This is a genomic window from Saccharomonospora sp. NPDC046836 (assembly GCF_040645195.1).
Taxonomy (GTDB): Bacteria; Actinomycetota; Actinomycetes; order Mycobacteriales; family Pseudonocardiaceae; genus Prauserella_A.
Map to the genome: position 1 here is coordinate 133921 of NZ_JBEYXW010000014.1, position 22247 is coordinate 156167.

Annotated in this window: 25 protein-coding genes; 14 read left to right on the plus strand and 11 right to left on the minus strand. The window is 69.2% G+C overall.

Features of this window, described 5'->3' with window-relative positions; all coding sequences use genetic code 11:
* The first annotated feature begins 28 nt into the window (after positions 1-28).
* The 6 genes from ABZ863_RS18000 to ABZ863_RS18025 are packed head-to-tail and all read left to right on the plus strand — an operon-like array spanning position 29 to position 6148.
* Positions 29-1042 (plus strand): ABC transporter ATP-binding protein, encoded by a 1014-nt coding sequence (locus tag ABZ863_RS18000; protein ID WP_358536701.1) that lies wholly within the window; start codon positions 29-31, stop codon positions 1040-1042.
* Positions 1032-2021, plus strand: coding sequence for an ABC transporter ATP-binding protein (locus ABZ863_RS18005; RefSeq protein WP_358536703.1), 990 nt, complete (start codon positions 1032-1034; stop codon positions 2019-2021). Before ABZ863_RS18000 ends, ABZ863_RS18005 begins: the two co-directional genes overlap by 11 nt.
* Positions 2018-3421, plus strand: a complete 1404-nt coding sequence (locus ABZ863_RS18010) for an AMP-binding protein (RefSeq protein ID WP_358536705.1) — start codon at positions 2018-2020, stop codon at positions 3419-3421. The genes ABZ863_RS18005 and ABZ863_RS18010 overlap by 4 nt, the downstream gene beginning before the upstream one ends.
* A complete protein-coding gene (locus ABZ863_RS18015; RefSeq protein WP_358536707.1) occupies positions 3399-4304 on the plus strand; it encodes an acyl-CoA dehydrogenase family protein in 906 nt (301 codons plus the stop codon). Before ABZ863_RS18010 ends, ABZ863_RS18015 begins: the two co-directional genes overlap by 23 nt.
* On the plus strand, positions 4291-5379 hold the full coding sequence (locus ABZ863_RS18020) for an acyl-CoA dehydrogenase family protein (protein WP_358536709.1): 1089 nt from the start codon (positions 4291-4293) through the stop codon (positions 5377-5379). Before ABZ863_RS18015 ends, ABZ863_RS18020 begins: the two co-directional genes overlap by 14 nt.
* A 1-nt stretch (position 5380) precedes the next feature.
* A complete protein-coding gene (locus ABZ863_RS18025; RefSeq protein WP_358536711.1) occupies positions 5381-6148 on the plus strand; it encodes an enoyl-CoA hydratase/isomerase family protein in 768 nt (255 codons plus the stop codon).
* A gap of 37 nt (positions 6149-6185) precedes the next feature.
* Here the strand turns inward: ABZ863_RS18025 and ABZ863_RS18030 are convergent, their stop codons facing one another.
* Both ABZ863_RS18030 and ABZ863_RS18035 read right to left on the minus strand, forming a co-directional pair.
* The gene (locus tag ABZ863_RS18030; protein ID WP_358536713.1) at positions 6186-6905 is read right to left on the minus strand and encodes an SDR family oxidoreductase; all 720 of its coding nucleotides are present in this window, start codon (positions 6903-6905) and stop codon (positions 6186-6188) included.
* Between the two features lie 29 nt (positions 6906-6934).
* Positions 6935-7702, minus strand: a complete 768-nt coding sequence (locus ABZ863_RS18035; protein ID WP_358536715.1) for an SDR family NAD(P)-dependent oxidoreductase — start codon at positions 7700-7702, stop codon at positions 6935-6937.
* A 52-nt stretch (positions 7703-7754) separates the two neighbouring features.
* On the opposite strand from ABZ863_RS18035, the gene ABZ863_RS18040 reads away from it, so the two are divergent.
* The gene (locus tag ABZ863_RS18040) at positions 7755-9194 is read left to right on the plus strand and encodes a class I adenylate-forming enzyme family protein (protein WP_358536718.1); all 1440 of its coding nucleotides are present in this window, start codon (positions 7755-7757) and stop codon (positions 9192-9194) included.
* Between the two features lie 3 nt (positions 9195-9197).
* Here the strand turns inward: ABZ863_RS18040 and ABZ863_RS18045 are convergent, their stop codons facing one another.
* Genes ABZ863_RS18045 through ABZ863_RS18055 form a run of 3 tightly spaced genes read right to left on the minus strand, consistent with a single transcriptional unit; the run spans position 9198 to position 11815 of the window.
* Positions 9198-10259 carry a hypothetical protein gene (locus tag ABZ863_RS18045; protein WP_358536720.1) on the minus strand — a complete coding sequence of 354 codons (1062 nt, stop codon included), beginning with the start codon at positions 10257-10259 and terminating at the stop codon, positions 9198-9200.
* Positions 10260-10287: 28 nt separating this feature from the next.
* Positions 10288-11106: an acyl-CoA thioesterase domain-containing protein gene (locus tag ABZ863_RS18050; RefSeq protein ID WP_358536722.1), complete on the minus strand. Its 819-nt coding sequence runs from the start codon at positions 11104-11106 to the stop codon at positions 10288-10290.
* A 55-nt stretch (positions 11107-11161) separates the two neighbouring features.
* Entirely contained in the window at positions 11162-11815 is a 654-nt protein-coding gene (locus tag ABZ863_RS18055; protein ID WP_358536724.1) for a TetR/AcrR family transcriptional regulator, read from the minus strand.
* 179 nt (positions 11816-11994) lie between these two features.
* Here ABZ863_RS18055 and ABZ863_RS18060 point away from each other — a divergent pair, with 179 nt between their 5' ends.
* From ABZ863_RS18060 to ABZ863_RS18070, 3 genes are read left to right on the plus strand one after another with little or no spacing between them, the layout of a single operon-like run.
* On the plus strand, positions 11995-13281 hold the full coding sequence (locus ABZ863_RS18060) for an aromatic ring-hydroxylating dioxygenase subunit alpha (protein ID WP_358536727.1): 1287 nt from the start codon (positions 11995-11997) through the stop codon (positions 13279-13281).
* A gap of 22 nt (positions 13282-13303) precedes the next feature.
* Positions 13304-13633 (plus strand): hypothetical protein, encoded by a 330-nt coding sequence (locus tag ABZ863_RS18065; protein ID WP_358536729.1) that lies wholly within the window; start codon positions 13304-13306, stop codon positions 13631-13633.
* Positions 13634-13641: 8 nt separating this feature from the next.
* Entirely contained in the window at positions 13642-14895 is a 1254-nt protein-coding gene (locus tag ABZ863_RS18070) for an amidohydrolase family protein (protein ID WP_358536731.1), read from the plus strand.
* Positions 14896-14916: 21 nt separating this feature from the next.
* On the opposite strand, the gene ABZ863_RS18075 is transcribed toward ABZ863_RS18070, so the two are convergent.
* From ABZ863_RS18075 to ABZ863_RS18100, 6 genes are all read right to left on the minus strand, one after another.
* On the minus strand, positions 14917-15324 hold the full coding sequence (locus ABZ863_RS18075) for a type II toxin-antitoxin system VapC family toxin (RefSeq protein ID WP_358536734.1): 408 nt from the start codon (positions 15322-15324) through the stop codon (positions 14917-14919).
* A complete protein-coding gene (locus tag ABZ863_RS18080) occupies positions 15312-15539 on the minus strand; it encodes a type II toxin-antitoxin system prevent-host-death family antitoxin (RefSeq protein ID WP_358536737.1) in 228 nt (75 codons plus the stop codon). The genes ABZ863_RS18075 and ABZ863_RS18080 overlap by 13 nt, the downstream gene beginning before the upstream one ends.
* 63 nt (positions 15540-15602) lie before the next feature.
* Positions 15603-16385 (minus strand): acyl-CoA dehydrogenase family protein, encoded by a 783-nt coding sequence (locus tag ABZ863_RS18085; RefSeq protein WP_358536739.1) that lies wholly within the window; start codon positions 16383-16385, stop codon positions 15603-15605.
* Positions 16386-16387: 2 nt separating this feature from the next.
* Positions 16388-17479: an acyl-CoA dehydrogenase family protein gene (locus tag ABZ863_RS18090; protein WP_358536741.1), complete on the minus strand. Its 1092-nt coding sequence runs from the start codon at positions 17477-17479 to the stop codon at positions 16388-16390.
* Positions 17476-17889: a nuclear transport factor 2 family protein gene (locus tag ABZ863_RS18095; protein WP_358536743.1), complete on the minus strand. Its 414-nt coding sequence runs from the start codon at positions 17887-17889 to the stop codon at positions 17476-17478. Before ABZ863_RS18095 ends, ABZ863_RS18090 begins: the two co-directional genes overlap by 4 nt.
* A 16-nt stretch (positions 17890-17905) precedes the next feature.
* Positions 17906-18439 (minus strand): carboxymuconolactone decarboxylase family protein, encoded by a 534-nt coding sequence (locus ABZ863_RS18100; protein WP_358536746.1) that lies wholly within the window; start codon positions 18437-18439, stop codon positions 17906-17908.
* Between the two features lie 204 nt (positions 18440-18643).
* Here ABZ863_RS18100 and ABZ863_RS18105 point away from each other — a divergent pair, with 204 nt between their 5' ends.
* The 4 genes from ABZ863_RS18105 to ABZ863_RS18120 are packed head-to-tail and all read left to right on the plus strand — an operon-like array spanning position 18644 to position 22245.
* The gene (locus ABZ863_RS18105; protein WP_358536748.1) at positions 18644-18955 is read left to right on the plus strand and encodes a hypothetical protein; all 312 of its coding nucleotides are present in this window, start codon (positions 18644-18646) and stop codon (positions 18953-18955) included.
* 37 nt (positions 18956-18992) lie between these two features.
* Positions 18993-20288: an amidohydrolase family protein gene (locus tag ABZ863_RS18110; RefSeq protein WP_358536750.1), complete on the plus strand. Its 1296-nt coding sequence runs from the start codon at positions 18993-18995 to the stop codon at positions 20286-20288.
* 23 nt (positions 20289-20311) lie between these two features.
* Entirely contained in the window at positions 20312-21478 is a 1167-nt protein-coding gene (locus tag ABZ863_RS18115) for an acyl-CoA dehydrogenase family protein (RefSeq protein ID WP_358536752.1), read from the plus strand.
* Entirely contained in the window at positions 21478-22245 is a 768-nt protein-coding gene (locus ABZ863_RS18120; RefSeq protein ID WP_358536754.1) for an SDR family NAD(P)-dependent oxidoreductase, read from the plus strand. The genes ABZ863_RS18115 and ABZ863_RS18120 overlap by 1 nt, the downstream gene beginning before the upstream one ends.
* Positions 22246-22247 lie beyond the last annotated feature (2 nt).

Genomic DNA, 22247 nt, shown 5'->3' on the forward strand with positions numbered 1-22247 from the left:
CCAACTACGGCGGAGGCGACGGCAGATCATGAGTGCTGAACCCATGCTGCAGGTGCACAATCTGCGCGCCTACATCGGCACCCCGAGGGGAGTCGTGCGGGCGGTGGACGACGTGTCCCTGGCTGTCGATCGTGCTCAGGCGCTGGGCGTGGTCGGCGAGTCCGGATCGGGCAAGTCGGTGATGGCTCGCGCGATCATGGGCCTGCTGCCGCCTCGCGCCGGCTGCTCGGGGGAGGTGCTGTTCCAGGGCCGCAGCCTGCTCACCTTGCCGCGCAAGGAAAAGGCGGAGATCTGGGGCAAGCAGATCGCCATGGTGTTCCAGGACCCCGGCCGCTCGCTCAACCCGGTGGTTCGGGTGGAACGCCAGTTGACCGAGGGGATGCGCCGGCTGCTCGGCGTGAGCCGTACCGAGGCGCGGGGCCGGGCGCTCGACCTCCTGCGGGAGGTCGGTGTACCCGACCCGGAGCGGCGGCTGCGGAACTACCCGCATGAGCTCTCCGGTGGCATGCGGCAGCGGGTCATGATCGCGATAGCACTGGCGTGCGAACCGGAACTCCTGATCGCCGACGAGCCGACCACCGCGCTGGATGTGACGATCCAGCGGCAGATCCTCGACCTGCTGCGGCGTGTGCAGCGGGACCGGGGGATGTCGCTGATGCTGATCAGCCACGACCTCGCCGTCGTGGCCGGGCAGACCGACCGGGCCGCGGTGATGTACGCGGGCAGGCTCGCCGAGGTCGGCGCGACGCGTCAGGTGTTCGAGACACCCCGGCACCGTTACACCCACGCACTGCTCGAGGCGACCCCGACGCTCGAACACGAGCGGAACACCCCGCTGCGGCTGATCCCCGGGGCGCTGCCGGACCCGACGAACCTGCCGGAGGGGTGCCGGTTCACAGCCCGCTGCGCGCAGGCCGATGACGAATGCCGTATCCCCGGCCCGCGGATGGCTCCGGTCGGGCCGGACCATTTCGCCGCGTGTACCCGTCCGGTGACGGAACACACGGTCGTGCCGGCGGGAGGTGGTCTCGGTGGCCGGTAGCGGAACCGCGCACCTGCGCGGCGACGACGCGCTGCTCACCGTGGAGGATCTGGTCGTCGAGTACCCCGGCAAGGCGGGGACCGTGCAGGCGGTGTCCAAGGTCAGCTTCGACGTCCTGCCGGGGGAGACGCTCGGCATCGTCGGTGAGTCCGGCTGCGGTAAGTCGACGACAGGGCGGGCGCTGCTGCGCCTCGACCAGGTCACCGCGGGCCGGATCCGTTTCGACGGCGAGTGGATCGAGAACGCGAGCGAGCGGCGCATGCGCACGCTGCGGCGGCACATGCAGATGATCTTCCAGGATCCGGTGGCGTCGCTGAACCCGCGCCGCGCGGTGAAGGACATCGTGGTCGAGAGCCTCGCGATCGCCGGCGCTTCCGCAGGGGAGCGTGCCGAGGCCTCCGCCGACGTGCTCGCCAAGGTCGGCTTGTCTGGCGAGCGGTTCACCGGCATGCTGCCCCGGCAGCTGTCCGGTGGACAGGCTCAGCGGGTCGCGATCGCCCGCGCACTCGCCGTCGGCCCCCGGCTGCTGCTGTGCGACGAACCGGTGTCCGCATTGGACGTATCGGTGCAGGCGCAGATCCTCAACCTCATCGCCGACCTGAAGGCCGAGTACGACCTGACCGTCGTGTTCATCGCCCACGATCTCGGTGTCGTGCGCACCATCAGTGACAACGTGCTGGTCATGTACCTGGGCAAGGTGTGCGAGTTCGGTGACGCTGCCGAGGTCTACGACGCCCCGTCCCACCCCTACACCAGGGCCCTGCTCGACTCTGTTCCGCTGACCGATCCGGACCAGGGGTTCGCCGGGCCCGCCCTCGAAGGCGACGTGCCCTCACCGCTGTCACCGCCCACCGGTTGCCGGTTCCGGACCCGTTGCCCACTGGCCGAGGACCGTTGCGCGGCCGAGGAACCGCAGGTCCGCGAGGTCCGCCCCGGCCAGTACGCGGCCTGCCATTTCCCCATGGACCGTGAGCGATGACGGAGCGGATCGTGCTCGCCTTCGAGGACCAGGAATACAGCCGGGCCCAGCTCGACACCCTCGCGAACGGCCTGGCCGCGGCGTTGGCGGACCAGGGACTGCGGGCGGGGGATCGCGTCGCGCTCATGTCGTCGAACCGGCCGGAGTTCGTCGTCGCGGTACTGGCGATCTGGCGGCTGGGCGCGGCGGTGGTGTTGCTCAGCCCGGCGTGGCGCAGGGGCGAGGTCGAGCACGCGCTGTCGATCACCGAACCGGCGCTCGCCGTCGGTGATCACCCCGTGCTGGCCGAGCTGATGCCGATGTTGTCGCTCGACGAACCGATCGCCGCCGGGCAGGCCACGTTCGCGCAACCCGACTGCGCGGCCGACGCCGTCCTGGTGTTCAGTTCCGGAACGACGGGGCTGCCGAAAGCGGTCCGCCACACGCATGCCTCGTTCGGCGCCGCCGTGCGGCACTGGCGCGACGCGCTCGGGCTCACCGCGAGTGACCGCATCCAGATCGCCACACCGCCGTCGCACATCCTCGGCCTGCTCAACATCGCCACCGCGCTGGATACGGGCGCCTGGGTGCGGCTGCATCGGCGCTTCGACCTCGACACGGTGTTGCACCACATCGAAATCGACCGGATCACCATCGAGATGGCGGTCGCCCCGATCGCGCTGGCGATCGCCTCCCACCCGAAGCTCGAATCGTTCGACCTGTCCTCCCTGCGCTACATCATGTGGGGTGCGACCCCGGTGACGCCGAGCATCGCCGAGACCGTGATGCGGCGGACCGGCGTCGGCTGGGTCCCCGCCTACGGCGCCAGCGAGCTTCCCGTGATCGCCTGCAACCCGCTGGACGGTGCCCGCCTCGACAGCGCGGGGCGGGCCGTGCCCGGTGTGCGCCTGCGTGTGGTGTCGCTGGAGACGGGGGAGCCGTTGCGGCCCGGTGAGACCGGGGAGATCCAGGCGCGGTCCGAGTCGCTGATGGCCGGCTACCTGCCGGCCGAGGCCACCGGTCCGGCCTTTGTGGACGGCTGGTACCGCAGCGGCGACGTCGGCCACATCGACTCCGGCGGCTGGGTACACCTGACCGACCGGTCGAAGGAGATGATCAAGGTACGCGGGTTCCAGGTCGCGCCCGCGGAGGTCGAAGCCGTGCTGCACGGGCATCCAGCGGTCTCGGACTGCGCGGTCTTCGGTGTCCCCAACGGCGCCGACGGGGAGGCGGTGGTCGCGGCTGTCGCGGCGACCAGTGCTGTCGACACCGTGGAGCTGATCGACCTCGTGGGTGAACGGCTGGCCTCCTACAAGCGGCCGCGCGACGTGGTGTTCGTACCCGAGATCCCCCGTCTGCCCTCCGGCAAGGTGTTGCGGCGAGTCCTCAAGGAGCACTATGGACGTTCGGCTGACCAGTGAGCAGCGGCAGCTGCGGGACGCGGCGGCCAAGCTGGCCGATGACCTCGGCCCCGGCTCCGTGCACGAGCTGTCCGACGGCGATCGCCTGGCGCGGCTGGAGAAAGCGGTCGACGCCACCGGCTGGCGGGCGCTGCGCTCCGACGGCGCTTCCGGCGTGGAGGTCGCCATCGTGGCGGAGGAGTTCGGGCGGGGGCTCGTCGACGTGCCCTTCCTCGGGCCGGTGCTCGCCGACGACCTGCGCCGGCACATCGCCGGTACGGTCCAGCCGTCGACGATCGCGGTGAACGGTGTGGCGCGGGATGTGCGGGGCTTCCCGCGGGCGCTCGCGCTCGAACGCGCCGAGATCCTCGGCGGCGAGGTCGGCGACTCGCTGCCCGGAGCCGACCTGACCAGGCACGACGCCGAGCTGGCCGGCCCGCTCGAACCGTTCGGCGAGCTGCGCGCCGACCTCGCCGCACGCTGGCGCGCACTGGCGCTGGTGGTGACCTGCGCCGACCTGGTCGGCACGGCGCGCGGTGCCCACAGGCTCGCCACCGACTACGCGAAGGTCCGCGAGCAGTACGGCACGCCGATCGGCTCCTACCAGGCCGTGGCCCACCTGCTTGCCGAGGGCCTCGCCCTGATCGAAGGCTCGGTGAGCGTGCTGCGGCATGCCGCGTGGGCTGTCGACGAGCTGGACCCGCCGGAGGCGATCCAGGCCGCCAGGGTGGCGAAGATCTACTGTGCACGGGCCGCGCGGACCGTCTGCGAGACGGCAATTCAAGTGCATGGCGGCATCGGTAACACCTGGGAGTGCCTCGCCCACGTCCACCTGCGCCGGGCACTGACATCCACCGAGCTGTTCCCCGCGCGCCTCGAGGAGATCCACAGTGGACTTTCGTGACTCACCGGAGGAAGCCGGGTTCCGCGCCCGGCTGCGGGCCTGGCTCGAGGAGCGGGCTGGCACGTTCCCGGCATCAGGGGACGAGTACTGGGAGCGGCAGCCCGAATGGCATCGGGAGCTGTACGCTGCCGGGTTCTTCGGCCTGTGCTGGCCGCGCGGCTACGGCGGGCATGAGCTCCCGCCGGTCTACGACGTCGTACTCGACGAGGAGCTGGCGAGGGCGGGCGCCCCGCCCCGGCCCAGCCTCGGCTACCTGGTGCAGGGCCTCGGCCGTCACGGCAGTGAGGAGCTCCGGCGGCGCTTCCTGCCCGGCATGATCAACGGAACCGAGCGCTGGTGCCAGGGGTTCAGCGAACCCGGCGCCGGGTCCGATCTGGCGTCGCTCACCACCACCGCCACGCTCGAGGGCGACGACTACGTCGTGCGTGGCCACAAGATCTGGACCAGCTACTCGGATGTCGCCGACTGGTGCCTGCTGCTCGCCCGTACCGACCCTGACGCGCCCCGTCACCGCGGCATCTCGGCATTCGTGATCTCAATGCGACAGCCGGGTATCGAACAGCGTCCACTTCGGATGATCAACGGGGTGACCAGGGAGTTCGGCCAGGTTCTCTTCGACGAGGCCCGCGTTCCGGCGGACCAGCTGGTCGGCTCGCCCGGCGAGGGCTGGGCACTGGCGATGACCGTCGTCGGGCACGAGCGCGAACCGTCCACATTGGGCTTCGTGGCACGCTACGGCAAGCTCGTGCGAGAGCTCCACTCGCGGGTTCGCCACCAGGTCCCTGAGGAGCTCGCCTGGGCCGCGGTGCAGACCGAGATGCTCCGGCTGCACGTGCGGCGGCGGCTGGCCGAACAGCTCGACGGCGTGGTGCACGGGCCGGACGGCTCGCTGGACAAGCTGCTCATGACGTGGGTCGAGCAGTCGGTAGGGCACGCGGCGCTGGCCGTGGCCGGCACCGGCGACACGGAGTTGTTCAACGCCTACCTGTACAGCCGCGCGCAGAGCGTCATGGGCGGGACGTCGCAGATCCAGAAGAACATCATCGCGTCGCGGATCCTCGAGCTGGGAGCCTGACATGTACGACCTGCCGGAGGAGATCGACGTTCGCGCCGATGGTCCACTGAGGATCATCACGCTGAACCGTCCTGACGCGCTCAATGCTGTCAACGACCCGCTGCACCGGGGGCTGGCGAGCCTGTGGCCGCGCCTGAGCGCGGACCGGGATGCCCGCGCGGCGGTGCTGACCGGAGCCGGGAAGGCGTTCTCGGCCGGTGGTGACTTCGGCTACCTCCAGGAGCTCCGGCGTGGCCCCGAGCTGCGGGCGCGGTCCATTGCGGACGGACGGGAGATCGTGCTGGGCATGGTGCGCTGCCGGGTTCCGGTGGTGGCCGCTGTCAACGGTCCCGCCGTGGGTCTCGGCTGCAGCCTCGTCGCGCTGAGCGACGTCGTCTATATCGCCGAGAGCGCTCACCTCGCGGACCCGCACGTCCAGGTCGGGCTGGTCGCCGCCGACGGCGGTCCCCTCACCTGGCCGCTGCACACCAGCCTGCACCTGGCCAAGGAGTACGCCTTCACCGGCGCCCGCATCCCGGCCGACCGCGCGCGGGAGCTCGGCCTGGCCAACCATGTCGTCGCCGACCCGCTGAGCGAGGCACTCGCGTGCGCGAAACGGATCGCGGGGCTGCCGCGGCAGGCAGTCGAGACCACCAAGCGGCTGCTCAACCTGCACCTCGAACGCGCCGTGCTCGCCACACTGGACTTCGCCACCACCGCCGAGGAACAGTCGTTCCAGACCGAGGACTTTCACGACATCCTCGACAAGCTCAGCGCGGGGAAGAGCTGACCGCTCGGGTGCGGCGTCGACCGCCACACCCGAGCGATCACGCACGGCCGGTCAGTGTCTCCGAGCGCTGCACGGTGCCGGTGATACCGGCGGCATCCTGGCTCGCCAGCAGGACGGCGGCCTCGGCCATCGCCGCCGGCGGCTCGATCGCCTCCGGCGGAATCTGTTGCGTGCCACCGGTTGCCTGCCAGCCTTCCGTCAGCACCACCCGCGACGGGCTCAGGCAGTTCACCGCGATGTTGTCGGCCTTCAGCTCAGCCGCGAGCCCGAGGTAGAGGCGCTCGACGGCGGCTTTGGACACCCAGTAGGCATTGGCACCCTTGTCTGTCATGGTCACGCCCGTGGTGGTCACGGCAACCAGCGAGCCCCTGCCACGGGCCCGCACGTGCGGGAGCACGGCCTTGGTCACGAGGAAGACACCGGTCAGGTTGACGTCGAGGCAGAGCTGCCAGCGCTTGAGCGGTGTTGACTCGACGGGACCGAGCCACAGCACGCCCGCATTGGCGATCAGCACGTCGATCCCGCCGAAGGCGTCGACCGTCTCCGCCACGGCCGCCCCGACCGACTCCTCGCTCGTCACATCGCAGGGGATGGCCAAGGCACGGCCACCCGAGGAGACGATCTGCTCGGCGACGGAATGGATCGTGCCGGGCAGCCGGCCTTCCGTCTCCGAGCGCGCCGCGACGGCGACCGCCGCGCCCGCCTCCGCGAGGGCCACCGCGACAGTCCGGCCGATGCCGCGGCTGGCCCCGGCCACGAACGCCACCTTCCCGTTGAGCGGGCCGCTCATTTCGGCGCGAACCGCAGTGCGCCGTCGAGACGGATCACTTCGCCGTTGAGGTAGTCGTTCTCGACGATGTGCTGCACCAGCGCCCCGTATTCCGGCGAGCGCCCCATGCGCTTGGGGAACGGCACCTGGGCGCCGAAGTGGGCTTCGAGCTTGTCGGCCGCCTTGCCGTAGGCCGGGGTCAGGAACGTGCCGGGGGCGATGGTGACGACGCGGACGCCAAGGGGAGACAGGTCGCGTGCGGCGACGAGCGTCATGCCGATCACTCCACCCTTGGCCGCGGAGTACGGCACCTGGCCGATCTGGCCCTCGTAGCCCGCGATCGAGGCGGTGTTGACGATGACGCCCCGGCTGCCTTCGACGCCGACCGGCTCCTGTCGTGCGATCGCGGCCGCGGTCAGTCGCATCACGTTGAAGACCGCGGTCAGGTAGTACTCGATGGTCGTCTTGAAGCCGTCGAGGGCCAACGGGCTGCCGTCCTTGCCGACGAGCCGCCCGCCGCCGGCCGGGCCGCCGTGAGCGTCCACCGAGATCCGGAACGGCCCCGCGGCCTGCGCCTCGGCGATGGTGGCCTGGACGTCGTCCTCGCTGGTGGCGTCGGTCCGCACGTAGCGGACGCCCAGTTCGGCTTCGAGCGCCTTGCCCTTCTCGTCGGCGACGTCGGCGACGACCACCTTCGCACCGGCCGAGTGGAGGCGGCGGACCGTGGCTTCACCCAGGCCGCCCGTGCCCCCGACCACGATGGCGGAGCTTCCACTGATCTCCATTCACGTTCCTCTCTTGCAACTGACGCTCTTTACTGGAGAGAATAGCATTCTCATGAACATTAGTCTGATCCTCGACATGGCCGCCTCCGCCGGAGACCGGGTGGCGGTGACGGCCGATGGCCGGTCGCTGACCGCGACCGAGCTGCTGAGCCGTGCACGCTCCGCGGCGGAGCGGTTCCGTGGCTACCCGTACGTCCTGTATCTGGGCACCAACCACCTCGCCTATCCCGTCGCCCTGTTCGGTGCGGCGCTGGCTGGCATCGCGTTCGTGCCGCTCAACTACCGGCTCGGCGAGGTTCAGCTGGATGGTCTGTTGTCCCGCCACCCCGGCGCGCTCGTGCTACGGCAGGCCGACCTGGATGCGTTGCTGGAGCCCGCGAGCACGCCGGAGCCGGAGCCAGTGGCTGCGCCGCAGGACCCGGACGAGGTCGCGGTGCTGATCTACACCAGCGGTACCACTTCCGAACCCAAAGCGGCCGTGCTTCGTCACCGGCATCTGCTCGCCTACGTGCTGAACTCGCTCGAGTTCGGTTCGGCCGCGGAAACCGACGCCGCGCTGGTGGCCGCGCCGCCGTACCACATCGCCGGGCTGACCAACCTGCTGTCCAATCTCTACACCGGACGCCGTGTGGTCTACCTCGCGGCGTTCGACGCGGCGACGTGGCTCGACACAGTGCGGCGCGAGCGCGTCACCCACGCGATGGTGGTGCCCACGATGCTCGCGCGCATTGTGACCGAAGTGGACGGTCACGGTGACGCGGGAACCCCGACATTGCACAGCCTCTCCTACGGCGGCGCGCGGACACCCCGGCCCGTGCTGGAACGTGCCCTGCGCGTCTTTCCCACCACGAGCTTCGTCAACGCCTACGGGCTGACCGAGACCGCGTCCACGATCGCGGTGCTCGGGCCGGAGGACCACCGCGGGGCGCTGGCGTCGAACGACCCGGCGGTACGGGAGCGGCTCTCCTCGGCAGGGCAACCACTTCCGGGCATCGAAATCCAGATCCGTACCGAGCACGGCGATCCCGCCGCACCCGGTGAGACCGGGCTGGTGTTCGTGCGGGGCGAGCAGATCTCCGGCGAGTACGGCGGCTGCAGCTCGCTCGACGCCGAGGGCTGGTTCGCCACCCGCGACCTCGGGCGGCTCGACGCCGACGGCTACCTGTTCATCGAGGGGCGTGCCGACGACACGATCATCCGGGGCGGGGAGAACATCGCGCCCGCCGAGATCGAGGACGTTCTGCTCGACCACCCGGGGCTCACCGAGGCCGCGGTGCTCGGGGTACCGGACCCGGAGTGGGGGCAGCAGCTGGTCGCCGTCGTGGTCGGCGACGGTGACCCGGACGAGATCAAGCGGTGGGTCCGGCAGCGTCTGCGTTCGGCCAAGACGCCTGACACCATCGTCTTCCGCGGCGAGCTGCCGAAGACCGAGACCGGCAAGCTGCTGCGCCGGGTGCTGCTCGCCGAGCTGGCGAGCAGCACCCGCGCGTGACGCTCAGCCCAGGGTGGCGATGACCTGGGGCAGATCGGCCGTCGTGCGGATTCCCGGGGCCGCCTCGCAGACGATGCGGACGGCGTTGACGGCGCGGTTCGCCGTGTACGCGGGGGACACCGAGGCGAAGCGCTCCAGCGGTACCGGGAACCGGACGTCGATGTCCATCGCCGCGTCGCCGTCGACGCTGACCCGCCAGCCGGTTTCGCGAAGGTCCCAGTCACGGTCGATGTCGGTGGTGACATACCAGGTCGCGGTGAAGCTCAGCAGCGGCCGGCCGTTGCGGATACCCGACGCGGTGATCCGCTGGGCCGCCACGGTGCCCGCTTTCACCGTACCCGCCGCGATCCGCACGTCGTGGCGCGCCGTCGCGAGCTCGCCGCTCGCCTCGATGGAGTCCAGCGGCAGGCCGAGTGACTCGGCCAGCAGCCGCAGCGACGGGCCGAAGCTGGTCCGCGCGTGTGTCAGCTGGCGGTCGGTGAACGTCGTTGGCGCGCGCCCGATTCCCATGACGTCGAACAGCATTCCGGGGGAGTCGCGCCGCGACATGTCGGCGTACTCGTGGATCGTGAGGCTCGTCAGTCGCCGCTGGATCGACGTGAGCGTGATGGGCAGGGCCTCGGTGATGAAGCCGGGGGAGCTGCCCGTGCTGTGGATCGAGGTGCCGCCGTCGTGGCACGCGGCGTCGACGCGCAGGCGGATCTCGGGCTTCATGCTGGCCGGGTGGTGGAAGTCGCCGCGGGTGGTCACGATGTTCGCGCCCGAGGACAGCAGCCTGCACACGTCGTCGACGTCGCACGCGATCGGCATGTACAGCACGCAGTCCGGTTCGAGTGCGAGGATCTCGTCGATATCGTTCGTGGCGGTGACGCCGCAGGCGTCGCGCCCGCACAGTTCGCCGGCGTCGCGTCCGGCTTTCTCCGGTGTGTGCACGTAGAGCCCCGCCAGCGACAGGGCCGGATGGTCGAGAACGCAGCGCAGCGCGTAGCTGCCGATGTTGCCGGTGGCCCATTGGACCACCCGCAGCGGTCGCACGGCGGCGCGGGACAACGAACTGCCTTCCATGTCACACCTCGCTGTGTGTCGGAACGACTCAGTGCTGGAAACGAAGGAGAGCTTCCTGGGCGAACGAGGCCACGAGCGTGGCGTCCTCGGCGAGCACGTCACCCCTGCCGAAGCAGCGGCCGTGCGCCATGAGCGGGCTGTGCTGGCGCAGCAGCAGCCAGCCGTCGGTGCTGAAAGGCCGGTGGAACCACAGAGTGTGTGAGGTGACGGCCGAGGTGAATGCGGTGCCGGCGTCCCGCTGGCTCACGCGGTCGAGTGGGCGCAGTGCCGTACTGATGAGGTGCAGGTCGGTCGCGTAGGCGATGATCGCAGGCGCCAGTTCGGCGCCCAGCTGCGGCGTGCGCATCCAGAGGTCGAGTTCGGGGCGCGAGGACTCCGTGGAGTCCAGGTCGGCGGTCGTGCGTGTTTCCCACGGCAGGAGGTCGAACGTCACGCGATGCTCGGCGCCGGGGACGGCGGGCAGCACCGGCACGGTCTGGCGGTCGAGCCCGTCCTCGACGGTGTGCATCGACACCGAGGCGGTGGCGATGACCTTCTGCTGTTGCCGGGCGACGATCGACAACGTCGCGAACGACCGGCCCTCGTGATGGCGCTGCACCTCGTAGCGGACGGGCTCGTCGGCCCGGCCTTCCTTGGTGAACAAGGTGTGCAGGGACTTGACGGCCTTCGCCGGGCAGGTCAGGCACGCGGCCCTGATGAACTGTGCGAGCAGCTGCCCCCCGAACAGCCGGTGGTCGTTCAGCTGCTGGTTGGGCCCCACGAGTATTGCGGCTTCCGGCCGGTGTCCGTTGGCCTCGGGGCCGGCCATCTCCAGGCACGCGAGAAGATCCGTCCACAGATCAGGCATGCACCGAGTGTAAGCCAACTCTGCAGATATGAGAACCGCGTTCTCGGCGGGCTTGTCAGTGTTTCGCGAAACCGTGTGCGCAGAAGGTCCAGATCTCGCCGGCCGTGAGCGGGTGCGCGGTCTCGTCGTCCGCGTCGCCGCTGGACTGGGCGTTGAACATGACGGTCTGCATGATGAGCGCGGCCGTGCGCCGGGGCTTGACGTCCTTGCGTAGCTGCTTGGCGTCACCGGCCTCGGCAAGCAGCTCGGTCAGCACCCCGAGCAGTGGTGCGTGTGCGGTCCTGACCTCGGCGGGGTGGGAGACCAGCAGCTGGGGCGCGAAGTCGGTGAACAGTGGCCGCTGCGCGCTCGGGTCGGGCCGACTGAGCTCGAAGAGCAGCTCGACGGCGACCTGGAGGCGGCTGAGCGGGTCGGTCTGGCCGCTCGCCGCCGCGCGGATCTGGTCGGCGGTGCGGGCCAGTGCGTCCTCGTACAGGGCGAGTAGTAGTTCGTGCTTGCCGTCGAAGTGCAGGTAGAAACTGCGCAGTGACTGGCGGGAACGGTCCACGACCTCCTGCACGGTGAAGTCCGTGCTGCCCTTCTCGGCGATGATCACCTGGGCAGCGTCGAGGAACCGCTGCACGCGCTGCTCGGCGCGGGCCTTTGCGGACTGGATGGAGCGCTCGACCGCGCGCTGCTTCCAGGCCGGCTCTTCGCTCGGGCTGGTCACTGGTGAATCCGTCTGCTTCCCCACGAGAAGACCATAACTGCACTCTACCGGTAGGGCTGCCCTCGGTCTCGGCGTGTCCCGCGCAGACCGGCACACCCCGGCTCACCTCCCCGGGGACGCCGCCGCGTGTCGGCGGAAATAAGGTTCTCCATTTTGGAGATTGATGCTACCATGACCATATGGCACACTTCTCGAAGCCTGCCGAGGGCAGCTGGACCGAGCATTTCAAGATCGACACAGGTCCGCGCTCGTACGAGGACTCGATCTCGCCGGAGTTGTACGAGCTCGAGCGCGACGCCATCTTCCGCCGCACGTGGCTGAACGTCGGTCGCGTCGAGCAGCTGCCCCGCAAGGGCAGCTACTTCACCAAGGAGCTAGATGCGGCGCGTGCCTCGGTCATCGTGGTGCGGGGTATGGACGGTGAGGTACGGGCCTTTCACAACGTGTGCCGGCATCGCGGCAACAAGCTCGTGTGGAACGACTTTCCGCGTGAGGAGACGAGCGGGGTCTGCCGGCAGTTCACCTGTAAGTACCACGCCTGGCGCTACTCACTCGAGGGTGAGCTGACCTTCGTCCAACAGGAGTCGGAGTTCTTCGACCTGGACAAGTCGCAGTACGGGCTGGTCACGGTGCAGGCGGAGGTGTGGGAGGGGTTCATCTTCGTCAACCTGGACCAGGACAACACAACGCCGCTACGGGACTACCTCGGCAAGTTCGCGAAAGGCATCGAGGGCTACCCGTTCCACAAGCTGACCCAGGTGCACAAGTACCGCGCGGAGATCGGCAGCAACTGGAAGCTGTTCATAGATGCCTTCGCCGAGTTCTACCACGCGCCGATCCTGCACCAGGGCCAGTACGAGCCCGAAGAGGCACGCAAGATCCAGAAGTACGGCTACCAGGCGCTGGCCTACGACGTCGACGGCCCGCACAGCATGGTCTCGTCGTGGGGCGGCGTCGCGCCACCGAAGGAGAAGAACGTCGTCAAGCCGATCGAGCGGGTGCTGCGCAGCGGGCTCTTCGGCCCCTGGGAAGCGCCGGACATCGGTCTGGACACGCTCCCGCCGGGTGTGAACCCGGTCAAGGACTCCCGCTGGGGCATGGACTCCTTCGTGTTCTTCCCGAACTTCATGTTGCTGATCTGGAAGCCGAACTGGGTGCTGACCTACCACTACTGGCCCACGTCGTACAACACGCACATCTTCGAGGGGACGGCTTACTTCGTCCCGCCGAAGAACGCGCTGGAGCGGCTGCAGCAGGAGCGCTGCGTCGTCTCGTTCAAGGAGTACGGCCTGCAGGACGCCAACACGCTCGAGGCGACGCAGACCATGCTCGAATCGCGCACGGTCACCGAGTTCCCGCTCAACGACCAGGAGATCCTGCTCCGCCACCTGCACAACGCGGCGGACCAGTACGTGCGTGACCACCAGCGGCGGCAGGCCAGCGGGGCCCCCTCGACCGCGTCCTGACCTTCCGGAGGAGATCACAAGCATGGCCAACGTTTTTCCACCCGAGTTCGCCGGCCTCGAGCCGTTCGCCGCCTGGGCGCTGCAGGGCGAGCGCGCGCGCTACGTCAAGCGGGTGGCGAGCAGCATGGATGAGCTGCAGGCGTTCTACGACGCGGCGTTCCCGCTGCTGGAATCCGCCACCGGCTATCTCGAACAGGTCTCGCTCGACGACATCAGCGAGGAGAACAAGCACCTGCTGTGGTTGTTCTGCTCGCTCGTCACCGTGGCGTTCCCGGTGGAGGGCTGGCGCCAGGCCCGGGTGCCGGACAGCGGCGCATCCAGTATCGACGCCGTGCTCGAACCGGCCGTCTGAGCCGCGCCATGGCTCGTACCCGCAAGCCGCGGTCACCGATCCACCTGCGTGCCGCCCGGCTACTCGACGTGGACACGGGCGAGCTCATCGAATCCGGTGAGCTGCTCATCTCCGGCGACCGCATCGTCGAGGTCGGGCCGGCCACGGTGCCTGCCGAGGCGGAGGTGATCGACCTCGGTGACCTGACCCTGCTGCCGGGGCTCATGGACATGGAGCTCAACCTCCTGCTCGGCGGCCCCGACCACGCGAGCCCGCTCAACGCCGTGCAGGACGACCCCGCGGTGCGCACCCTGCGGGCCGTCTTCAACGCCCGCCGGACGCTGCGAGCGGGGTTCACGACGGTCCGCAACCTCGGCCTGTTCGTCCAGACCGGCGGGCTAATGCTGGATGTGGCTCTGCAGAAGGCCATCGACCTCGGCTGGATCGACGGTCCGCGTGTGGTGCCCGCCGGGCACGCCATCGCCCCGACCGGCGGGCATCTCGACCCGACGATGTTCCAGGCGTTCGCGCCCCACATCATGCCGTTGACCGTGGAGGAGGGGATCGCCAACGGCGTCGCCGAGGTGCGCAAGGCCGTCCGCTACCAGATCAAGCACGGCGCGCGGGTCATCAAGGTGTGCGCCTCGAACGGCGTCATGTCACACACCGGACCCGCGGGCGCGCAGCAGTACTCGAACGAGGAGCTGGCGGCGATCGCCGACGAGGCGCACCGTGCCGGGATCAAGGTCGCGGCCCACTGCATGGGCGACGACGCGATCCGCAACGCGATCGAGGCTGGCATCGACTGCATCGAGCACGGCTCGCTCGCCACTGACGACACGCTGGAGCTGATGGTCGAGCGGGGCACGTTCCTCGTGGCGACCACCTACCTCACCGACGGCATGGACACCTCGCACGCGGCACCGGAGCTGCAGGCCAAAGCCGCCGATGTCTTCCCGCGCTCGAGAGTGACCATCAGCAAGGCCATCGAACTCGGGGTCCGCATCGCCTGCGGCACGGACGCGCCCGCGATCCCGCATGGGCGCAATGCCAAGGAACTCATCGCGCTCGTCGATCGCGGCATGACGCCGCTCCAGGCGATCCGCGCGGCCACAACGGTCGCCGCGGAGCTCATCGACGTCGACGACCGGGGGCGCCTGCAGGCCGGTCTGCTCGCCGACGTCATCGCCGTCCCCGGCGACCCGCTGTCCGACATCACAACGACCGAGCGGGTCCGCTTCGTGATGAAAGGCGGGCACGTCCACCGCCACGACGCCGCTTAGAGCGCTCTACGAGCGGTCCGGTCACCAGATCAGCTCTATGCCGACCAATGTCTTGAACGCGTCATCGGCAGTGACCAGTGGGAGCGATTCGATCATGCACTGGGCGGCGATCATCCGGTCGAAAGGGTCACGATGGTGCCATTCGATCGATCCGGCGAGCAGGCTGTGCTCCTCTGTGATGGGGATGGTCTTCACCGCCAATCGCCCGAGATGCTGCCGGTACGCGTGGATCAGCACCTCGGAATGCGGCAGCTTACCGAGACGATGCTTCGTCGCGATCTCCCATGCGGAGGCGGCTGACACGAACAGTTCGCTTCGGCGGTCCCCGACGGCGTCGCGGACCGGTCCGGAGAGCCGTGTGGGGTCGGTCAGCATCCACAACAGCACATGAGTGTCGAGCAGGAGCTGCCGTTGGGTCACGACTCCCACGCCGCGATCTCGTCCTCGGGGAGCGGCTCGAAGAACGACTCAGGAACCTGGTAGGCAACGAAGCCGAGCTCCCGTTCAGGTGGCTCCTGTACGGGAATTAACCGGGCGACTGGCGTGTCACCGCGGGCGATGATGACCTCTTCGCCCTGTTCGACCTCAGCCAGGATCGCCGACAACCGTGTCTTGGCTTCCTGTACCTTCACTGTCCGCGACATGCTCTCAACTCTAGTTGACCAACTGGGGTTGGTCAACCTTGGCCAGGCATGGCTAGCCGCTCCTCACAGCTGCGCGAGCCGTGGTGCCGAACCCTGCTCGCGCAGCAGCGCTCCCGCTTCGCGGGTCAGTTCTCGCGCGCTGCCAAGCAGGCCGTCGAGCACGAGTGCCCGCCGCACGTGCCGGTGCAGCTCGTGCTCCGCGGTGAACCCGATCCCGCCGAGGACCTGCTGGCAGTGCCGCGCGGTGGTCAACGCGGCCCTGCCGGCCGCGGCCTTCGCCAACAGTGACCCGAGCTCGCCGTCCGCGGCGACGAGGGTCGCCTCGGCGCCTTCGATGGCCACGAGGGTCTCGGCGAGCCGGTGCCGCACCGCCTGGAAGGCGGCGATCGGCTTGCCGAACTGGGTGCGGTCCAGCGCGTGCCCGCGTGCCAGCGCCAGCATCGCCCTGCTCGTGCCGGCCAGCCACCAGCCGAGGGCGCGGCGGCCTGCCGCGAGCGGCACCGGGTTGCCGGCTGGGACGGCGCGCACCGGGAGGTCGCCGTCGAGTGCACCGCTCGCCCGGCCGCTGCGCTCCCACCGCACCCACGAACCGCCCGCGTAGGGCAGCGGAACGACCTCGCCGAGGTCGTGTCCCGCCGCGCTCAGCACCACGTCGTTGATCAGCGGAGCGTGTGCCCCGGTCTCGCCGAGCAGCCGGAACACCATCGAGATCGCGACATCGGGCAGCTCGGTGAGCAGCTCGGCCCAGCCGAGCCCGGTCAGCGCCACGTCGAGCTCGCGCCCGGACGCCGACGTCATGGTCTTGCGCAGTGTGCCGGCGAGGAGGTCCAGCTCGGCGGGCTCCATGGTCACTCCCTCCCCAGCTCCAGCAGCCGGCGGGCGATGATGTTCCGCTGGATCTCGGCGGTGCCGCCGTAGATGGTCGCCGCCCAGGAGTACAGATACTCCTGCCGCCACGGCGACTCGGTCAGCTCCACCACCCCGGGAAGCAGGTCACGGGCGGTGTCGAACAGCTGCTGTTCCGCGGTTGCCAGCAGCACCTTGTCGACCGAGGTCTCCGGGCCGAGCTGACCGTCGGCGGCCAGCCGCTGCTGCGTCGCGTGTGACCGGCAGCGGATGGTGTGCAGTGCGAGGTAGGACGCGCCCAGCGCGGCGTCGTCCGCGACGGTGGCCTCGGCGAGCAGCCGGTCCAGCCGTGTGTAGAGATGGGCGATCCGGTGCCAGAAGCACGTCGAGCGCTCGTGGGGGAGCAGGTCCATCGCGACCTGCCAGCCGTCACCGGGACGGCCGAGGATCCGGTCGCCGGGCACCACCACGTCGTCGAAGAACACCTCGCAGAACTCGTCGCGGCCGTGGATGGCACGCAACGGCCGCACGGTGATGCCGGGGGTGTCCATGTCCACGAAGAACGCGGTGATGCCGGCGTGGCCCGGCCCGGTGCGGGCGAGCAGCACACAGCGTGCGGCGAACTGCGCCAAACTGGTCCAGACCTTCTGGCCGGTGACGACCCAGTCGTCGCCGTCGCGCACCGCGCGGGTGGCCAGCGACGCGAGGTCGCTGCCGGAACCGGGTTCGGAGAATCCCTGGCACCACTGCTCGGTTCCGTTGAGCAGGCGGGGAACCATCTCCGCCGCCAGCGCGGGCGGAGCGTAGGAGATCATCGCCGGGGCGAGCACCTCGACCATGGAGTAGCCGCCGGGGTCGGCCAGCTCGCGGCTGGTGACCTCTTCGCCGAGCACGGCACGCAACACCGCGGGCCCGCCGAGCCCGCTCACCTCGGCAGGCCAGCCGTAGCGCATCCAGCCCGCGTCGTAGAGGGTGCGGCGCACGCGCGCGAGCTGCGCGACCTCCTCCTTGAACGACTGCGCGCCGGAGCCGGGGGAGAGGTCGTGCTCGTCGAGCCACGTCCGCACTCCCGACCGAAAATCGGCTGTGTTCATGCGCCGGAGCGCCGGTACGCGTGAGGGCGTCCCGAATCGTGTGCCCCGCTGCGCCGGATGAACGTCATCGCCCTCGTGTGCAGCCGCCAGCCGTCCTCGGTGCGGACGTAGGTGTCGTTGTAGTACCCGATCCGCATGTCGTGTGTGGCGTGGTCTACGAAGCACAGCGGCTGGGTGCCGGTCGCGGTGTCGCCGGAGCGCTCGATGAGCGGCGTGCCGGTGAGGAACAGCCCCCTGGGCGCGGCATCGACCAGCGCGGGGAACTCGTCGAGGTGGTAGGTGTCGCCGAACGCGCTGTAGGTGCCGTCGGGCGTGAACACCGACAGCAGCCCGTCGATGTCGCCCTGGGTGATGGTCATGGCGTACTTGGCGAGCAGCTGCTGGATCTCCACCAGATCGTCAGTAGACATAGGTCTTTCCGTCCCGCTAGTGACTGTCGTCCTCGGGCTCGATGCCGAAGGTGTTGAAGGCCATGGCCATCAGGCAGTAGCCGCCGATCGTGAAGATCAGGTCCATCCGCTGGCGTTCGTCGAGGTGACGGCCGAGGGCTGCCCACGTCTCGTCCGAGAGGTTGGAGTTCTCGTCGAGCTCGTCGACGGCCGTCAGAACCGCGGCGCCCAGCTCGTCGGTGGCTTTGCCGTGCCCGGCTGCCTCGATCTCGGCCTCGGACAGGCCCAGCTCGGCGGCGTACTTCGCGTGGTGTGCCCACTCGTATGCGCAGCCGCGCCGCGTGGCCACGCGCAGGGTCGCGAGCTCACGCACGCGGGCCGGCAGTGTGGAATGCGCGAGTAGGTACGTGCTGAAGCGCAGGAACACCGTGGCCAGGTCGGGATGGCGTACGAGGGTGGACAACGCGAGGCCGGCGCCATCCGGATCCTGCCTGTTTCGCGGTACGAGCCCGGCCAGCGCGCCGCGCGCCCGGTCGTCCCATTCCTCGGCCGGTAGCGGTGGCAACCGCATCAGGTGTCCCTTCCATCTCCTGCGAGAATGACATTCTGATATTCGACTTTCAGGTTTACCTGCTGGTCCATCGCGCGTCAACCAGCGGGCCCGACGGCAGCGGCGCTATTCAGTCATGTTCACCTCGCTAGCAGATTGATTCTCCTGTGATGAGAAGATAGTTTTCATCAAGGAAGAGCGCCAGGTTCGAAGGGGACATCGAGAATGAGCTCACCAGCACCGACGCTGCGTCCCGGTGACCAACTCGCCAGCACCGCCTGCACCACCCGGGTGGTCGTCGTTCGCGCCCCCGCCGACGGTGCGCCGGTGATCAGTTGTGGCGGCACCCCGATGGTTCCCGCGAGTTCCGTACCGGCGGCGCCCGCCACGGGCACAGGCACCCTGCTCGGTAAGCGATACGTGGACGCGAACGAGACGCTCGAACTGCTCTGCACCTCCTCCGGCGCCGGTGAGCTGAGCTGCGACGGCGTTCCGATGACCACCAAGGCCGCGAAGCCGCTGCCCGCCTCCGACTGAACAACGAACGTCCGTGCGCAGAGGAAAGGGAACCGTGATGAACCGTGACGAGCTGATCCTGATCAGCGTCGATGACCACATCATCGAGCCCCCGGACATGTTCGTGAACCATCTGCCCGCGCGGTACGCCAAGGACGCGCCGCAACTGGTCCACCGGGAGGACGGCACCGACGTCTGGAAGTTCCGCGACACAGTGATCCCCAACGCGGCACTCAACGCGGTCGCCGGGCGGCCCAAGGAGGAGTACGGCATGGAGCCGCAGGGGCTGGACGAGATCCGGCCCGGCTGCTACGACGTGCACGAGCGGGTCAAGGACATGAACGCGGGCGGGATCCTCGCGTCGATGAACTTCTCCTCCTTCCCCGGCTTCTCGGCGCGGCTGTTCGCCACGGAGGACAAGGACTTCTCGCTGGCGCTGGTGCGGGCGTACAACGACTGGACCATCGACGAGTGGTGCGCCGCGTATCCCGGCCGGTTCATCCCCATGGCGTTGCCGGCCATCTGGGACGCCGAGGCCTGTGCGGCGGAGGTCCGCCGGGTGGCCGAGAAGGGCTGCCACTCGCTGAGCTTCACCGAGAACCCGGCGGTTCTGGGCTACCCGAGCTTCCACAGCGACTACTGGGACCCGCTGTGGCGCGCGGTGTGCGACACGAACACGGTCCTGTCGATCCACATTGGATCCTCCGGCAGGCTCACCGTGCCTGCGGTCGACTCGCCGCCGGACGTGATGATCACGTTGCAGCCGATGAACATCGTGTCGGCCGCGGCCGACCTGTTGTGGTCGCGCGTCCTGAAGGACTTCCCCGGCATCAAGATCGCACTGTCGGAGGGCGGCACGGGCTGGATCCCCTACTTCCTCGAGCGGGTGGACCGGACCTTCGAGATGCACGCCACCTGGACGCTGCAGGACTTCGGCGGGAAGCGGCCCAGCGAGGTGTTCCGCGAGCACTTCCTGACCTGCTTCATCAGTGACCCGCTCGGCGTGCGGCTGCGCCACGACATCGGCATCGGCAACATCTGCTGGGAGGCGGACTACCCGCACAGCGACTCGATGTGGCCCGGCGCGCCCGAGGAGCTCAGCGACGTCCTCACTCGCTACGAGGTGCCCGACGCCGACATCAACAAGATGACCCACGAGAACGCCATGCGCTGGTACTCCTTCGACCCGTTCGCGCACATCCCGAAGGAGCAGGCCACGGTGGGCGCGCTGCGCAAGGTGGCGGAGGGCCACGACGTGTCCGTCCAGTCCCGCAGCCACCGGGTGATCGCACCGGAGGAGAAACTCGAAGGCTACCGCCAGCGGGCACGCAGGGCCGTTGCCGCGGCCCAGTAGCGAGCAGGAAGGTACGTCCGCCAGTGGACTTCGAACTGACCGAGGATCAGCAGGTGATCCGGAAGGCGGTCGCCGACGTGGTGCGGCGGTTCGACGACCGGTACTGGATGGCGAAGGACCAGGCGCACGAGTTCCCCACGGAGTTCTACGAGGCCATCGCCGCGGGGGGCTGGCTGGGGATGACGATCCCCGAGCTCTACGGTGGCCACGGCCTCGGCATCACCGAGGCGACGCTGGTCCTCGAGGAGGTCGCCCGCTGCGGCGGCGGCATGAATGCCGCCAGCTCGATCCACATGTCCATCTTCGGGATGCATCCCGTCGTGGTGCACGGTTCCGAGGAGCTCAAACGCCGGACACTGTTCCGCATCGCCAGCGGCGACCTGCACGTCTGCTTCGGTGTCACCGAGCCAGGAGCAGGCCTGGACACCTCGCGCACCACCACGTTCGCGCGGCGCGAGGGCGACCACTACGTGGTGCACGGCCGCAAGGTGTGGATCTCGAAGGCGATGGAGTCGGAGAAGATCCTGCTGCTGACCCGCACCACGAAATACGACGAGGTCGCCAAGAAGACCGACGGGATGACACTGTTCCTGACGGATCTGGATCGTGAGTACGTCGACATCCGGCCGATCCCCAAGATGGGCCGCAACGCGGTCACGTCCAACGAGCTCTTCATCGACGGGCTGCGCATCCCGGCCGAGGACCGGGTCGGTGAGGAGGGCCAGGGGTTCCGGTACCTGCTGGACGGCCTGAACCCCGAGCGGATGCTCATCGCCGCCGAGGCGCTCGGCATCGGCAGGACGGCGCTGGACAAGGCGGTGAGCTACGGCAACGAGCGCGTGGTGTTCGGCAGGCCGATCGGCATGAACCAGGCCATCCAGTTCCCGCTCGCCGACTCGCTGGCCCGGTTGGACGCCGCCGAGCTGATGCTGCGCAAGGCCACGTGGTGCTACGACAACGGGCGGCCGTGCGGGCGCGAGGCGAACACGGCCAAGTACCTGTGCGCCGACGCCGGATTCACCGCCGCGGACCGGGCGCTGCAGACCCACGGCGGGATGGGCTACGCCGAGGAGTACAACGTCGCCCGCTACTTCCGGGAGGCGCGCCTGATGAAGATCGCACCGATCAGCCAGGAGATGGTCCTGAACTACCTGGGCTCACACACTCTGGGACTGCCGAGGAGCTACTGATGGCCAACGGGAACGGCATGTTCGACCTGACCGGCCGGTCGGCGCTGGTCACCGGCGCCGCAGGGGGCATCGGCTCGGCCGTCGCGAAGGCGCTCGCCGCCGCCGGTGCGGCCGTGCTCGTCACCGACGTCGACGCCGGTGCCGCCGCGGTCGTCGCCGAGCGGATCTCCGCCGACGGCGGGAAGGCCGACAGCACCGCGCTGGACGTGACAGACCGCGCCGCGGCGGCGGAGGCGGCAGCCCGGGCGGCCGCGCTGTCGGACGGAAAGCTGCACATCCTCGTGAACAATGCCGGCATCACGGCGCCCGCGATGTTTCCCGACCTCGATGAGGAGTCGTTCCGGCGACTGATCGACATCCATGTCCTCGGCACCGTCAACTGCTCTCAGGCGGCGCTGCCGCTGCTGCCGATCGACGGCACCGGGCGGATCATCAACGTCACGTCGTCGGCCGGGATCACCGGCACGCTGGGCCAGGTCAACTACTCGGCCGCCAAGGCAGGCATCATCGGGATCACCAAGTCACTGGCACGCGAGCTGGCGCGCAGGAACATTCTGGTCAACGCACTGGCGCCGCTGGCGGCGACGCCGATGACGGAAATCATCCGCACCAACGAGAAGTTCGCGGCCCAGCTGCTCGCCCGCATCCCACTGCGGCGCTGGGCGGAGCCCGATGAGGTCGCCGGAGCCTTCGTCTTCCTCGCCTCGGACGCCGCGTCGTTCGTCACCGGCCAGGTGCTGCCGGTGGACGGCGGCATGGTGATGTGAGC